At 73.7% G+C, this 14,056-nt stretch carries 11 protein-coding genes; 7 read left to right on the top strand and 4 right to left on the bottom strand.

Translation table 11 applies throughout. The annotated features are described in order from the left end of the window. Nucleotides 1-161: 161 nt before the first annotated feature. The 7 genes from ACZ6X9_RS15075 (at nt 162) to ACZ6X9_RS15045 (ending at nt 9,858) form a co-directional block, all read left to right on the top strand. Complete coding sequence (locus tag ACZ6X9_RS15075; protein ID WP_469778660.1) at nt 162-1,793, top strand: dynamin family protein; 1,632 nt, start codon at nt 162-164, stop codon at nt 1,791-1,793. After that, a complete protein-coding gene (locus ACZ6X9_RS15070; protein ID WP_469778411.1) occupies nt 1,790-3,916 on the top strand; it encodes a GTPase in 2,127 nt (708 codons plus the stop codon). Before ACZ6X9_RS15075 ends, ACZ6X9_RS15070 begins: the two co-directional genes overlap by 4 nt. Nucleotides 3,917-4,308: 392 nt before the next feature. Next, nucleotides 4,309-5,073: a single-stranded DNA-binding protein gene (locus ACZ6X9_RS15065; protein WP_469778410.1), complete on the top strand. Its 765-nt coding sequence runs from the start codon at nt 4,309-4,311 to the stop codon at nt 5,071-5,073. Nucleotides 5,074-5,295: 222 nt separating this feature from the next. Further along, nucleotides 5,296-6,786 (top strand): Cys-Gln thioester bond-forming surface protein, encoded by a 1,491-nt coding sequence (locus ACZ6X9_RS15060; protein ID WP_469778409.1) that lies wholly within the window; start codon nt 5,296-5,298, stop codon nt 6,784-6,786. 180 nt (nt 6,787-6,966) lie between these two features. Beyond that, nucleotides 6,967-8,631 carry an energy-dependent translational throttle protein EttA gene (ettA, locus tag ACZ6X9_RS15055; RefSeq protein ID WP_469778408.1) on the top strand — a complete coding sequence of 555 codons (1,665 nt, stop codon included), beginning with the start codon at nt 6,967-6,969 and terminating at the stop codon, nt 8,629-8,631. 1 nt (nt 8,632) lies between these two features. Then, entirely contained in the window at nt 8,633-9,079 is a 447-nt protein-coding gene (locus tag ACZ6X9_RS15050) for an acyl-CoA thioesterase (RefSeq protein WP_469778407.1), read from the top strand. Further along, complete coding sequence (locus tag ACZ6X9_RS15045) at nt 9,076-9,858, top strand: DUF8185 domain-containing protein (protein ID WP_469778406.1); 783 nt, start codon at nt 9,076-9,078, stop codon at nt 9,856-9,858. Before ACZ6X9_RS15050 ends, ACZ6X9_RS15045 begins: the two co-directional genes overlap by 4 nt. 109 nt (nt 9,859-9,967) lie before the next feature. Here ACZ6X9_RS15045 and ACZ6X9_RS15040 read toward each other — a convergent pair whose 3' ends face one another. The 4 genes from ACZ6X9_RS15040 to ACZ6X9_RS15025 all read right to left on the bottom strand — a co-directional run bounded on the left by ACZ6X9_RS15040 (nt 9,968) and on the right by ACZ6X9_RS15025 (nt 14,056). Continuing rightward, nucleotides 9,968-10,372, bottom strand: coding sequence for a globin (locus ACZ6X9_RS15040; protein WP_469778405.1), 405 nt, complete (start codon nt 10,370-10,372; stop codon nt 9,968-9,970). A 70-nt stretch (nt 10,373-10,442) separates the two neighbouring features. After that, entirely contained in the window at nt 10,443-11,351 is a 909-nt protein-coding gene (locus ACZ6X9_RS15035; protein WP_469778404.1) for an FHA domain-containing protein, read from the bottom strand. A gap of 69 nt (nt 11,352-11,420) precedes the next feature. Next, nucleotides 11,421-12,743: a VWA domain-containing protein gene (locus ACZ6X9_RS15030; protein ID WP_469778403.1), complete on the bottom strand. Its 1,323-nt coding sequence runs from the start codon at nt 12,741-12,743 to the stop codon at nt 11,421-11,423. Between the two features lie 110 nt (nt 12,744-12,853). Next, nucleotides 12,854-14,056 (bottom strand): protein phosphatase 2C domain-containing protein, encoded by a 1,203-nt coding sequence (locus ACZ6X9_RS15025; protein ID WP_469778402.1) that lies wholly within the window; start codon nt 14,054-14,056, stop codon nt 12,854-12,856.

The following is a 14,056-nucleotide window of genomic DNA, read 5'->3' as shown; positions in this document are numbered from 1 at the left end:
GATAATCGCAGGCGAGTGCGAATCGTGCACCGTTTTTGACGCCTCCTGCGGCGGGTGTTGTGTACTCGTTATGCCCGGGCCTCACTCGCCACGCCCCGCGCGGCATGGTCTATACGCTTCAAAAACACCTCAGAATTGGGCATTCTGCACATGTGGCGACCTTGGACGTACGGCCCCGGCTGATCGACGCGCTGTCCGCACTGCGGGACCGCGTGGACGCCGCTCGGTTTCCGCTCCCCCTTCCCGGCGCCGTTCGCGCCCGTCGCAACCGGGCCGAGCTCCTGGCGCAGCTTGACGACTACCTCGTGCCCCGGTTGTGCGCCCCTGAAGCACCCTTGCTGGCCGTGGTCGGCGGATCCACCGGAGCGGGGAAGTCCACGCTGGTGAACTCGCTGGTGGGGCGGCGGGTGACGGAGGCGGGGGTGCTGCGGCCGACGACGCGGGTGCCGGTGCTCGTCTGTCATCCCGATGATCATCATTGGTTCGCCGGGCCGCGGGTGCTGCCGGCGCTGCGGCGGGTCCGGGGGCCCGTGCGGGACGGGCTGCTGGAGGACGTCCCCGTAGAGGTGACCCCTACGGGTGACGAGGATGACGAACGGCCGGGGCTGCGACTGGAGACGGACCGGGCGCTGCCTCGGGGGCTGGCGCTGCTGGACGCGCCCGACATCGACTCGCTGGTGGAGCGCAACCGGGAGCTGGCGGCACAGTTGATCTGCGCGGCGGACGTGTGGGTGCTGGTCACCACGGCCACCCGGTACGCGGACGCGGTGCCGTGGCACCTGCTGCGGGCGGCCAAGGAGTACGACGTCACGCTGGTGACCGTCGTGGACCGGGTGCCGCACCAGGTGACGGGCGAGGTGGCGCGGCAGTTCGGGGCGCTGCTGGAGGCTGCGGGGCTCGGGGACGTCCCCCGGTTCACGATCCCGGAGCTGCCCGAGTCGGTGGCCGGCGGGAGCGGACTGCTGCCCGTCACGGCCGTCGCGGGGCTGCGGGCCTGGCTGATCCAGCGGGCGCAGGACCCGGCCTCGCGGACGGTGGCCCGGGCCCGGACGGCCAACGGCGTGCTGGCGTCGCTCGGTTCGCGGCTGCCCGGGCTGGCCGGGGCGGCGGCGGGGCAGCACTCGGCGGCGGTGCGGCTGCTCCAGCGGGTCGAGGACGCGTACGCCCGGGCCGCGGACCGGGTCCGGCGCGACGCGGCCGGCGGCGAGGCGCTGGCCGGCGACGCGCTGACGCACTGGCGCGGCCACCCCCGCGACAGCACCTCCGACGAGTTGCTGACCGCTCTCACCAACGCCTTCATCGCCCTCCTGTCCTGCGCCGTCGACGCCGCCGACGAGGAGATCGCCACCGCCTGCGCCGGTGATCCGGCCACCGCCACGGCGCTGGCCCCGCGGGACGCGGAGGGCGCCGTCGCCCGGATCGGGGTGGCCGTGCGCTATTGGCGGCGCTGTCTGGAGGAGCACGCGGAGGAAGAGGTGCGGGAGGTCCGGCAGACGAGGACCGTCGACCGCGGCCCCGTCCCCGACGCGGACCGGGTGACCGCGCTGCTGGCCGCCGCGCTGCTGGGCGGCCGACGCGCGCAGTCCGCGAGCGAGGCGCTCGCCGAGGCGCTCGGCGCACGCAGCGCGCTCCGGTTGCGCGAACGCGGCGGAGCGCTCCTCGACGCCTGCGTGGACCGCGTGCTGGAGACGGAGCGGGACCGCCGGACCGCCCCCCTGGAAGCCCTCGACGTGACCCCCGACCACCAGGTCGAGCTCATCGCCGCCCTGTCCGTGCTGCAGAAGGAAAGGTGACCGCGGTGCATTCAGCCGACGACCGCCGCGGGCCGGGGAGGCCGCCCGCGTCCGACGCCGTCGACCGTTCCTGGGACGACGGACTCATCGCCCGCCGCGCGCGCCCGGAGCGTACCCACCCGGACAAGGCGCGCCAGGAACGGCGGGAGCGCCCAGTGGCTCCCGCGCGCCCCGCGCCGAGCGTCGCCACCACCCTGGGCCAGCCCCTCCTCACCCGGCTCGACGCCCTGCGCCAACTGGTCGGACTCTCCCGGGCCCGGCTCGACGGTGGCACCCTCGACCAGGCCGGACGGGTACTGGAGGAAGCCGCCACCCGGCAGCGGCACCCGCTCGACCTGACGGTCGTGGCCATCGCCGGATCGACCGGAAGCGGCAAGTCCACCCTTTTCAACGCCCTCGCCCGCGCCCAGCTCTCCGAGGCCGGGGTACGCCGCCCCACCACCTCCGCGCCCGTCTCCTGCGCCTGGACCGACCGCGCGGACGGGCTGCTGGACCGGCTCGGGATCGCGGCGGCGGCCCGCTGCCGGCCGCCGCGCCCGTGCGACCCCGCGTTCGCCGGGCTCGTCCTCCTCGACCTCCCGGACCACGACTCCGCCGCCCCCGGTCACCGGGAGCAGGTGGACCGGCTGCTGGGGCTGGTGGACGCGGTCGTCTGGGTGGTGGACCCGGAGAAGTACGCCGACGCGGTGCTGCACGAGCGCTACCTGCGCCCGCTGGCCGGCTACGCGGAGGTCACCTTCGTCGTCCTCAACCAGCTCGACCGGCTCTCCGGGGACGCGGCCGACCAGGTCCTGGACGACCTCCGCCGGCTCCTCGACGAGGACGGCCTGGCCCTCGGCGAGCACGGCGAGCCCGGCGCGGCGGTCCTGGCCCTGTCCGCCCTGACCGGCGAGGGCGTCGGGGAACTGCGCGAGGTCCTCGGCCAGTTCGTCACCCGCAGGAAGGCCGCCGAACTGCGCCTCACCGCCGACGTCGACGGCGCCTCGGCGCGGCTCCGCCCCGTCTACGTCGCCGAGGGCCGGCCCGGCCTGACGGACGGGACCCGGCTGGACTTCGAGGACCGGCTGGCGGAAGCGGTCGGCGCCCGCGCGTCGGGACTGCGCGCCGAACGGACCTGGCTGCGCGGCGCCGAACGGGCCTGCGGGACGGTCTGGGGCCGCGCCTGGCGCCACTACCGCAAGACCCACGACGCGCGGACGGGTGAGGCAGGCGGGGGAAGCGGTGCGGAGGTGGCGCCGCCCCAGCGGCGGACGGCCTCCCGCCCACTGGTCGAACAGGCGGTGCGCACCCTGGTGCACGAGGCGTCCGCCGGGCTGCCGGAGCCCTGGGCGGTGGCCGTCCGCGAGGCCGCCGTCGGTGGTGCCGAAGGGCTGGCCGAGGCCCTGGACGAGGCGGGCGCCGCGGCCTCCCTGCCCGCCGCGCGCCGGGGCGCGTCCGGCGTCCGGTGGACGGGCGGACGGCGGACCGGGAGCCGGCGGGTCCCGCGGGGCCAGGCGGCGGGCGCGCGGACGGAAGGGCATCGTCCGGCGGAGACCGGCGGTGAAGCGCCGCCCACGGGCGGACGCGGCGGTGGGGAACGGCCTGGCGGGCGGCGGCCGGGCGGGCGGAGAACGGCCGGCCGGGGTGCGGGCGATCGAGGTGCGGGCGATCGAGGTGCGGGCGGGTGGGAGAACCGGCGGCGGCGTGGGGGCGGGCGGCGTACGGGTGGGTGGCGCACCGGGGGGCGGCGGACGGGCGTGGGGCGGACGCGCGGTGGCGGCGCGCCCCGGCTGGTGCGGCCCCGGTGGTGGGCTTTGGCCACGGCCGCACAGGTGATGCTGGTGCTGCTGCAACTGTGCGGACTGGTGTGGCTGCTGGCGGCGGTGTGCGGCGGCACGGATGTGCCGTGGTGGGTGCCTGGCGGGCTGACCGCGGGCTGCGTGGCGGGGGCCCCACTGCTCTCCTGGGGCTGCCGGCTGGCCGCCCGGGGGCCGGCCCGCGGGTACGGGCTGGAGACGGAACGCCGCTTGCGGAACGCCGCGGCGGCCTGCGGCCGGGAGCGGGTGCTGGAGCCGGTGGCGGCGGAGCTGCTGCGCTACCGGGAACTGCGGGGGCAGTACGTGGTGGCGGCGGGGGAGGGGTGAGGGCGGGGGCTGGGACTGGGACTGGGGTGCCCGGGTGGGGTGTTCGGATGGGGTGGGGTGCTCCGGTTGGGGCGGGGTGCCCCGGTTGGGGTGGGGTGTCCCGGTGGGGGTGGGGTCCCCCGGGTGGGGGTGAGGAGTGAGTGGTGGGAAGGGGTCGGTCTGTGGAAAAGCCGGGTTGAGGTCCTTGGGGCGGTGAGGGGAGGGGCGGGGGCGTCTTTTGAGGTTCCTGTGAGTGACGACTTTCTTCAGCGCGCTCGCGCACTGTCCACAGGCCCCCACACGCCTTGCGCGCCGCGTGCACGATGAGGTCACGGGCGGGTTCGCCGCTCGTGCCGGGCGGTGCCGGGTCACGCGAGCGACCCCGGCTGCCGTGAAACGGGGGAGGCAGCACGATGAACGAGACACTGGTGACGGTCGTGGGCAATGTGGCGACCCAGCCCGACTTCCGGGAGGCCACGAACGGCGCGGCCGTCTCCCGCTTCCGGCTCGCCGCGACGGTGCGTCGCTGGGACCGGGGGCGGGAGGAGTGGGCGGACGCCTACACCAGCTTCTACTCGGTGTGGGCGTGGCGGTCGCTCGCCAGCAACGTGGTCGCCTCGGTGTCGATCGGTGAACCGTTGGTGGTACAGGGCAAATTGCGGATCACCACGCAGGAGCGGGACGGGAGGCGGTGGACCTCCGCGGACATCGACGCGGTGGCGATCGGGCACGATCTCGCGCGCGGGACGTCGGCGTTCCGCAGGGTGACGCCGGCCCGGCCGCTGCCGGTCGAACCGGTGCGCATGGCGGGCGCCCTGGGGAAGGCGGTCACGGACGTGGAGGCGGCGCGGATGAGCGCGGTCGTGGGCGGCGTGAGGACCGGCTCACCGGGAGAGGCAGCCCTCACGGCGGCCGTCGTCCCACCGGACATCCCCTCGGCCTCCCCGCCGGCCACCGCATCGGCCACCCCACCGGACACCGCATCGGCCGTCCCACCGGACCTCCCCACAGGCGTCCCGTCCGACATCCCATCGGCCACCGCATCAACCACCGCACCGGGCACCGCATCGGTCACCCCATCAGGCGGCCCTTCGAGGGGCGTCGGCGTATCTGACGACGTTTCCGGTAGTGAGCCCGTGGGTACCGTGGATCGCTCGTTGGTGCGGAGCGCTCTCTGAAGTGGGGCGTTTGTCCGGGTGATTTGTCGATAAACCCGGACCGAACACCTGGTTCCGATAACGATTCCGATTCGGATCGGCCGCCCGGAAGGTGAGGGTGACCTTCGCGTCGCGCCCGCTCCATAGGATCCCCCACACGTACCAACGGGGCTGCTGCTTTTGAATTGCCCGGCGTGTCGCGCGAGGCCCTGCGACGCCTCGCGCGCGCCCGAAAGGAAGTCCATGAGCTCTGAAACGAGGCGGTGGCCCGTGCGCTTCGCCGCGGCCGTCCTGGCGTGGGCCCTCGCCCTGGTGGGCGTGGCGTCCGTGTCCGGGGCGGCGGTGGCGGCGGAGGCGCCGCAGCACACGGGGGGTGTGAGCGCGGTGCTGGGCGGCGAGACAGCGGCCCGGTCCGGGGCGCACGTCAAGAAGGGGAGCGCGTCGGTTCCCGTCTCGGCCGGCCTCTTCGAGATGAAGGTCGACGGCGGCGGAACGGTGCAGACCTACTGCGTCGACGCCGACACGGCCACCGTCAACGGGGCGAAGTACCGGGAAGTGAGCTGGAGCGAGTCCTCGCTCCAGCGCAACCGGAACGCGGGCCGGATCCGGTGGATCCTGCAGAACTCCTACCCCCAGGTCGACGACCTCGCCGCGCTCGCCGAGAGATCCGGGGCCGGCACCCTCGATCCCGGGCTCGCCGCGGCCGGCACCCAGGTCGCCATCTGGCGCTACTCGGAAGGCGCCGTCGTCCGGGCCGACCACCCCGCGGCGCAGAAGCTCGCCGACTACCTCTACAAGAACGCCGAGGACCTGGCGGAGCCGAAGGCGTCCCTCTCCCTGGACCGGCTCGCCGTGTCCGGCCGGCCGGGCGGGCGGATCGGTCCGGTCACCGTCCGGACCACCGCGGACAGCGTCACCCTCACGCCCACCGCGGAGGCGGTCGCCCGGAACATACGGATCGTGGACAAGGCCGGCAAGCCCGTCACCACCACGGGCAACGGCGGACAGCTCTACTTCGGGGTCCCCGCCGGTGTCCCGGCCGGGACGGCCGGGGTCACGGCCACCGCCACCACCCAGGTCCCGGTCGGCCGGGTGTTCACCGGCGACCTGGTCCGCACGCAGACGATGATCCTGGCCGGTTCCAGTCGGAGCACCGCCACGGCCGGAGCCGTCGCCGCGTGGGCGGACAAGGGCGCCGCCCCCGCGATATCGGCCCGGAAGAACTGCGCCAAGGGCGGCGTCGAGATCACCGTCGGCAACCGGGGCGACGCGCCCTACGCCTTCCGGATAGACGGCGCGCCGCACACGGTGAAGCCGAACGCGACCGAGACGGTCCTGGTCAAGGTCCCGGAGGACCAGGCGTACCGCATCACCGTCAGCGGGCCGGACGAGCGGTCCACGATCTTCACGGGCGTCCTCGACTGCCGGACCGGTGACGCCGCCCGGACCGGCCTGGTGACCAAGGACGCGACGGCGGCCGGGCCGCCGCCCTCCCCGTCCGGTACGCCGGACGGCCGGGCCGGGAGCGGCGGGACGGGCCGGGACGGAGCCGGTGACGGTGCCGGCGACGGTGCCGGGGGAACCGCCTCGGACCGTGATCTGGCGGACACCGGCGGCAGCGGCACCACGCCGACGGCCGTGGGCCTCGCCTCGGCCCTGGTGCTGGTCGGGGGAGCCACGGTGTTCCTTCTGCGGCGCCGTAGGGCCGCCGCTTCCGAGGCGTCGGGCGACTGACGCCGGGCCCGGCGTGGACGGGCGCCGGCCGCCCCCACCGGCGTGGCGGGGGCGGCGCGCCGCCCCCTGCCGTGCCGAATCGCGTTTTCGCCACGGGGCGCCGGTACGGCAAGATGGGTGTGTCTGCCCTCACGCGGCGGAGCCGCACATTGGCCCTTCTCGAATGCCGGACGGTTTCTCTTGGCTGAGTACATCTACACCATGCGCAAGACGCGCAAGGCGCACGGCGACAAGGTCATCCTCGATGACGTGACGCTGAGCTTCCTGCCCGGTGCGAAGATCGGTGTGGTCGGCCCGAACGGCGCCGGTAAGTCCACCGTCCTGAAGATCATGGCCGGTCTGGAGCAGCCCTCCAACGGCGATGCCTTCCTCTCTCCGGGCTACACCGTCGGCATCCTGATGCAGGAGCCGGAGCTCGACGAGTCCAAGACGGTGCTGGAGAACGTCCAGGACGGCGTCGCCGAGGTCAAGGGCAAGCTCGACCGGTTCAACGAGATCGCCGAGCTGATGGCCACCGACTACTCCGACGCGCTGCTGGAGGAGATGGGCAAGCTCCAGGAGGAGCTGGACCACGCCAACGCGTGGGACCTGGACGCCCAGCTCGAGCAGGCCATGGACGCCCTGGGCTGCCCCCCCGGCGACTGGCCGGTCACCAACCTCTCCGGTGGTGAGAAGCGCCGCGTGGCCCTCTGCAAGCTGCTGCTCGAGGCCCCCGACCTGCTGCTCCTCGACGAGCCCACCAACCACCTCGACGCCGAGTCGGTGAACTGGCTGGAGCAGCACCTCGCCCAGTACGCCGGCACCGTCGTGGCGATCACCCACGACCGGTACTTCCTCGACAACGTCGCGGGCTGGATCCTGGAGCTCGACCGCGGTCGCGCCATCGGCTACGAGGGCAACTACTCCACCTACCTGGAGAGCAAGCAGGCCCGCCTCAAGGTCGAGGGCCAGAAGGACGCCAAGCGCGCCAAGCGGCTCAAGGAAGAGCTGGAGTGGGTCCGCTCCAACGCCAAGGGCCGTCAGGCCAAGTCGAAGGCGCGTCTGGCCCGCTACGAGGAGATGGCGGCCGAGGCCGACAAGATGCGGAAGCTGGACTTCGAGGAGATCCAGATCCCGCCGGGCCCGCGTCTGGGTTCCGTCGTCGTCGAGGTCAGCAACCTCTCCAAGGCGTTCGGTGACAAGGTCCTCATCGACGACCTGTCCTTCACGCTGCCGCGCAACGGCATCGTCGGCGTCATCGGCCCGAACGGCGCCGGCAAGACGACCCTGTTCAAGATGATCCAGGGCCTGGAGAAGCCGGACTCCGGCACCATCAAGGTCGGCGAGACCGTCAAGATCTCCTACGTCGACCAGAGCCGCTCCAACATCGACCCCAAGAAGACGCTGTGGGCCGTCGTCTCGGACGAACTGGACTACATCAACGTCGGCCAGGTCGAGATGCCCTCGCGCGCCTACGTCTCGGCGTTCGGTTTCAAGGGCCCGGACCAGCAGAAGCCGGCCGGTGTGCTCTCCGGTGGTGAGCGCAACCGTCTCAACCTGGCGCTCACCCTCAAGCAGGGCGGAAACCTGCTGCTCCTCGACGAGCCGACCAACGACCTCGACGTCGAGACCCTGTCCTCGCTCGAGAACGCGCTGCTGGACTTCCCCGGCGCGGCCGTGGTCGTCTCCCACGACCGCTGGTTCCTCGACCGGGTCGCCACCCACATCCTGGCGTACGAGGGCGACTCCAAGTGGTTCTGGTTCGAGGGCAACTTCGAGTCCTACGAGAAGAACAAGATCGAGCGGCTCGGCCCGGACGCGGCGCGTCCGCACCGCGCTTCCTACAAGAAGCTCACCCGGGGCTGACGTGGCGCGCCGCACCTACTCCTGCCCGCTGCGCTGGTCCGACATGGACGCCTTCGGACATGTCAACAACGCGGTCTTCCTCCGGTACCTGGAGGAGGCCCGGATCGACTTCCTCTTCGGCTCCGAGTTCGGCAAGGGGAACCACTCGTTCTCGGACGGGTCCGTCGTGGCCCGGCACGAGATCGACTACCTGCGGCCGTTGGTCCACCGGCCCGAGCCGGTGGTCATCGAGAGCTGGGTGACGCACATCTCCCGCGCCTCGCTGACCATGTCCTACGAGATCAAGGACGAGGAGCGGGTGTACGCCCGGGCCTCCACGGTCGTCGTGCCGATAGACCGGGAGACCGGGCGGGCGCGGCGGATCACCGACGAGGAGCGCGAACTGCTCGCGGAGTTCCGGGACGAGGAGTCCGTCGCGGACGGTGTCGAGGGAGCCGTCGCCGTATGACGGCGGCTCCCGTCCCGCCGCCCGCCCCGGCCCCGTCCGGGCGGGGGCCGCGGCTGCGGTTCGCCGACGCGGGGGAGGCGGCCGACCTGGCCGCCTTCCTGGCCCGGCTGATCCACTACGACCGGGCGGCGGTGGTACGGCTCCAGGCGGGCGGCGGGGTGCTCGGCGTGTTCGGGCGCCCGCCGTCCTTCGAGGTGCTCGCCATCCGGACGGCCCGGCTGGCCGACGACGGCGCGCTCGACGTGACCGTGTCGGCCGGGCGGCTGGCCGATGAGATCGACGCCGGTGTCCCGGCCTCGGCCGGCGGTGGGCCTGATCCTGTCGGCGGTGGGCTTGAGGTCGCCGTTCCCGAGACCGTCACCGGGCCGCCCTGGGCCGGTGTGCTGCCGCCGCGCGGTGGCTGGCGACGGGTGCCCGGGCTGCCGCCGGTGGACGAGGTGCGAGGTGTCGTCGCGGCGGCGGTCGGGGAGTTCCGGGCGCGGGACGAGGCGTTGCCCGAGCAGCGGCGGAACCGGGCCGAGCGGGATCGGATCGGGCGGGAGATCTGGTCGCGGACGCTCGGGGAGACGGGCGTGCCGTTGCGGGTGGTGCACGCGGCTCAGGCTCTTGGTTTTTTGCGGCCCTCGCGGGTGGCTGTCGGGGCGGGTGCGGTCGGTTCCGCCGGTGTGGAGCCGTTGGCGCTTTTCGCCGTTGGCGGGTGGTTGCGGTTGCGGACGCCTTACGGGTCCGTCGCCGTGCGGGTCGGGGGCGTCGGGGGGCTGACCGTCACGCCTGCGTGACGGGTTCGGAGGGTGCCCCTGTCCCGCCCTTTCACCGTTTCTTGCGGGGGCAAGCCCCCGCACCCCCGAAACCGCGCTCCGCGCGGTTGTCCTCAAACGCCGGACGGGCTTAGTCGGGGGTGTTGATCATTGAGGCCGCCGCGTACGTCAGGTAGCGCCACATCTCGTCCCTGTGTGCCTGCGAGAGGTCCAGGGAGTCCACCGCGTCCCGCATGTGGCGGAGCCAGGCGTCGTGGGCGGCGCGGTCGACGGTGAAGGGGGCGTGGCGCATGCGGAGGCGGGGGTGGCCGCGGTTCTCGCTGTAGGTGCGGGGGCCGCCCCAGTACTGCATGAGGAAGAGGGCCATGCGCTCCTCGGCGGGGCCGAGGTCGCCTTCGGGGTACATGGGCCGGAGGAGCGGGTCCTCGGCCACCCCCTCGTAGAAGCGGTGGGCCAGGCGCCGGAAGGTGTCCTCGCCGCCGACCTGCTCGTAGAAGGTCTGCTCCTGAAGCGTGCCGCGCGGAATCTCTTTCACCCCTCCATGGTCGCAGACCACCCGGCCGAGGACTCCCGTCGTAGGACTCCTCGGCCGGAACGGGACGGTCTCAGCCTCGGCGGACGGTGATCGTCGTCCAGGCGCCCACGTGGACCCGGTCGCCGTCGTGCAGCGGGACCGGAACATAGGGCTGGATCGGGTCCTCGGAGCCGTTGATCGTCGTGCCGTTGGTGGAGTCCTGGTCGACCACGGCCCAACTGCCGTCCGGCTGCTCCACCAGTACGGCGTGCTGGTGGGAGACGCCCGGGTCCTCGGGCGGGCGGGAGAGGTCGATGTCGGGGGACTCGCCCGTGCTGTGCCGGCGGCGGCCGATGGTGACCTGGGGGCCGGTGAGACGGCACTGCTGCTCGGGTGAGTAGGCGGGCAGGTTCAGGCCGGCCGCCTCGGGGCCGCTGCGGTTCATCATCGACCGGAAGTAGTCGCGGTCGGGTGCTATCACCGCGACCCAGCCGGCGGCCGGCGCCGGAGCCGCCGGGGGCCCCGGCTCGTACGCGTAGGGGTTGTCGGGCGCGGGGGCCGGCGGGGGCAGCATCCAGTCGTCGTCGCCGTCGAGCCCCGGCGAGGTGTGCTGCGGGGCGAGCGGCTCCGCCGGGCGGTTGATCCGCGACGGGCGGGAGCCCTGGTAATCGAAGGAGTGCGGCGGGCCGGGCTGCGGCGGCGGGGGAGGGGCCGACTGGAAGCCGTGGGGCTGCGGTGGCGTCACGTACGGCGAGGCGGCCCTGGTCAGGAAGTTGTACGCGCACTCCTCGCAGAACGGCGCCTGTGCCTCACGGGGCGTACGGCACTGCGGGCACAGTTCCGCCTGCATCGTGGCCTCGGCGGTGCCGCCGGGGTAGGAAGGCGGCGCCGGTGGCGGGGGGACGGCGCCCGTGGGCGCGGAGACCCCGGTCATCCGGTGGCCGCACACCTCGCACCAGTCGTCGGCCACCGACTGGTGACCGTTCGGGCAGGTCGGCATGTCGGTCGTTCCCCCTCTTGCGCCGTTTCCGGTGTTCCATGACCTTGCGGTGTTCGCCCGGCCGGCGTGCTACTTCTTCACGCGGACCGTCTTGGTCGAGCGTGTCTCCAGTGTCTTCTCCGCCTCGGCCGAGACCTTGGCCTTCAGCCGCACAGTACCGTTCACCGCGTCCACCACGTCCACCACCTTGGCCAGCAGTTTCGCGGTGTCCTCGTTGCCCGAGCGGCTGGCGAGCTGGACGGCCCGGCCGAGCTTGGCCGTGGCGCCGTCCAGGTCTCCGGACTTGCGCAGTTCCAGGCCCTGTTGGATGGCCTGCGCCAGTTCGGCCTGCCCGGTGTAGTGCGCGACCTGCGGGTTGATCGTGGTGGAGGCGGCGAGGTCGTCCGTCCACACGGCCCGGACCAGGCCCTGGGCGAGGACCTCCGCCGAGCCGTCGCGGGTGGGCCGTACCAGGGACGCCCGGGCGGCCAGCATCTCCCGGCCCACGCCGGCGTCGGGCACCCGCACGCACACGTGGTAGTCGCGGGACTCGTCGCCCCAGGAGCCGGTGGGGTAGTCGCCGGCGCGGGGGCCGGCCTCGGTCCGACGGTCCGTCAGGTCCCGTACGGTGGGCGCGACCTGCTTGACGAACTGCACCTCGGCGCCCTGCGGGGTCCACAGCCGGAGGGAGACGTCGGCGAGCTCCTTGCCCATGACGTTCTCCATCATCCCGGTGAAGTCGGCCGCCAGGCCCGTCGGGTCGGCGACGATGTCGGCGGTGCCCAGCAGGGCCGAGGCTATGCCGGTGACCTCCTTGACCTCCCAGTCCGTCCCGACACCCCGCGCGTCACAGGTGAACCGTCCGGCACAGGCGTCCAGGGAGGCCCGCAGGGCGTCCGGCTCCTCGTGCTCGTTGCGGCCGTCGGTGAGCAGGATGCCGTGGCGTATGGAGGCGTCGGACGAGGCCAGCAGCCGGTCGGCGAGCCGCAGCCAGGTGCCGATGGCGGTGCCGCCGCCGGGGCTCAGCTTGCGCAGGGCCTCCTTCGCCTGGGCGCGGGTGGTGGCGTCGGCGACCGCCAGCCGGCCGAGCCCGGGGTAGACCTCCTTGGCCTGGTGGGTGCCGGCCACCACCGCGAAGGAGACACCCTCGCGGAGCACGTCGATCGCCGCGGCCGTGGCCTGCCGGGCGTTGCGCATCTTGGCCGGCGGGTAGTCCATCGAGCCGGAGCAGTCCACCATGATCACCACGGCGGTGTCCGGCGCCGAGGCGGTCGACGCGCCGGTGGCCGTGCCGCCGCCGGTGGACGTCACCGTGACGATCGCGTTCACCTCGCGCCCGCCCTCGGGCAGGTACTCGTTCTGGTACACGTCGACCGAGAAACGCGGCACGTCCGGCCTGGACAGGTTCGACATCCGATCCGCTCCTTCGCACTCACCTGGTCACATGGCGACCGACGGACGGACGGACGCGCGCGGCGCCTCCCCTGGCACCGGCGTGCGGATCCCCCCGTGACGCTCGGGCGTCAGGCCGGTCCCGGCTCCGCGGAGCGGACGGGGAACGGCAGTACCGCAACGGTTACGTTGTCGTGGCCCCCGCCGTCAAGGGCGTAACCGACCAGCCGGCGCGCGGTCTCCAACGGCCGCTCGCGGGCGTCCGAGGGGACCACGGCGGCCATCCGCTCGGCGGTCTCCGCGTAGTTCCACAGGCCGTCGGTGCAGACGATGACGACGCCCGGGCGGTCCGGCTGGAACGCCGCGGTGTGCGGCTCGACCTCGTAGGCGTCGGCGCCCAGCCAGCCGGTGATGGCGTGGGCCCGCTCGTCCGCGTACGCCTCCGCCTCCGTCAGCAGGCCGGCCGCCACCATCTGGGCGGCCCAGGAGTCGTCCTCGGTGAGCCGGGCGGGCTGCGCGGAACGGTCGTCGGGCACCCAGTAGGCGCGGCTGTCGCCGACCCAGCCGACGGTCAGCAGCTCGCCGGTGACGACGGCGCTGACGATCGTGCAGGCCGGGGCGTTCTCCTGCTGGTGGTGGCGGTGCTCGCGGGGGCGGTGGCCGGACGCGGCCAGGGCGTCGACGGCCCGCGCGGCGTCCAGGATCGCCCGGTGGGTGGCCTCCCGCGGCGGGGTGCCCGCCGCGACGGCCGCCTCCAGGGAGGCCAGGGCCCCGGCGCTCGCGGCGGCCGACGCCTCGTCGGACCGCGCGGCGGAGGACACGCCGTCGCAGACGACGGCGAGCACGGCCGGACTGCCGTCCGACTGGCTGGTGGTGGACACCGCGAAGGCGTCCTCGTTGCGGTGGTGGCGCAGGCCGCGGTCGCTGACCGCGGCGACGCCCGGCGTCTCGTGCTCCATGTGATCCCGTTCGCGCGGCTGTGCATGCCCGCAGTGCTCGCAGTACCCGTCGTCGTCGATCATGCCGGACCGGCAGGCCCCGCAGACGCGCCGGCGGCCTGTGGCACCGGACGCGCCGGGAACCCCGGTTGACGGGAGCCCGGTCTGGCCCGGGACGGCCGGCGTCCCGGGCGGCGGGGGCAGCCGGTAGTCGTCCGGCTCGCGGTAGCGGGCGGTCCGCCGGGGTTCCCCGGCCGTACCGCCGGGGGAGACCGCCGCAGGGGCCGCCGCCGAGAGGTCCGCGCCGCAGCCGCCGCAGAAATTGTCGGCGGGGTCCAGCGGCTCATGGCAGACGGGACAGGCCGTCAGCTCTGCGGATTGCGGCAGTTGCGACAT

The organism is Streptomyces sp. NPDC052910 (assembly GCF_055585605.1).
The sequence above is the reverse complement of the archived record's forward strand: the minus strand, read 5'-3'. Positions and strand labels throughout refer to the sequence as shown.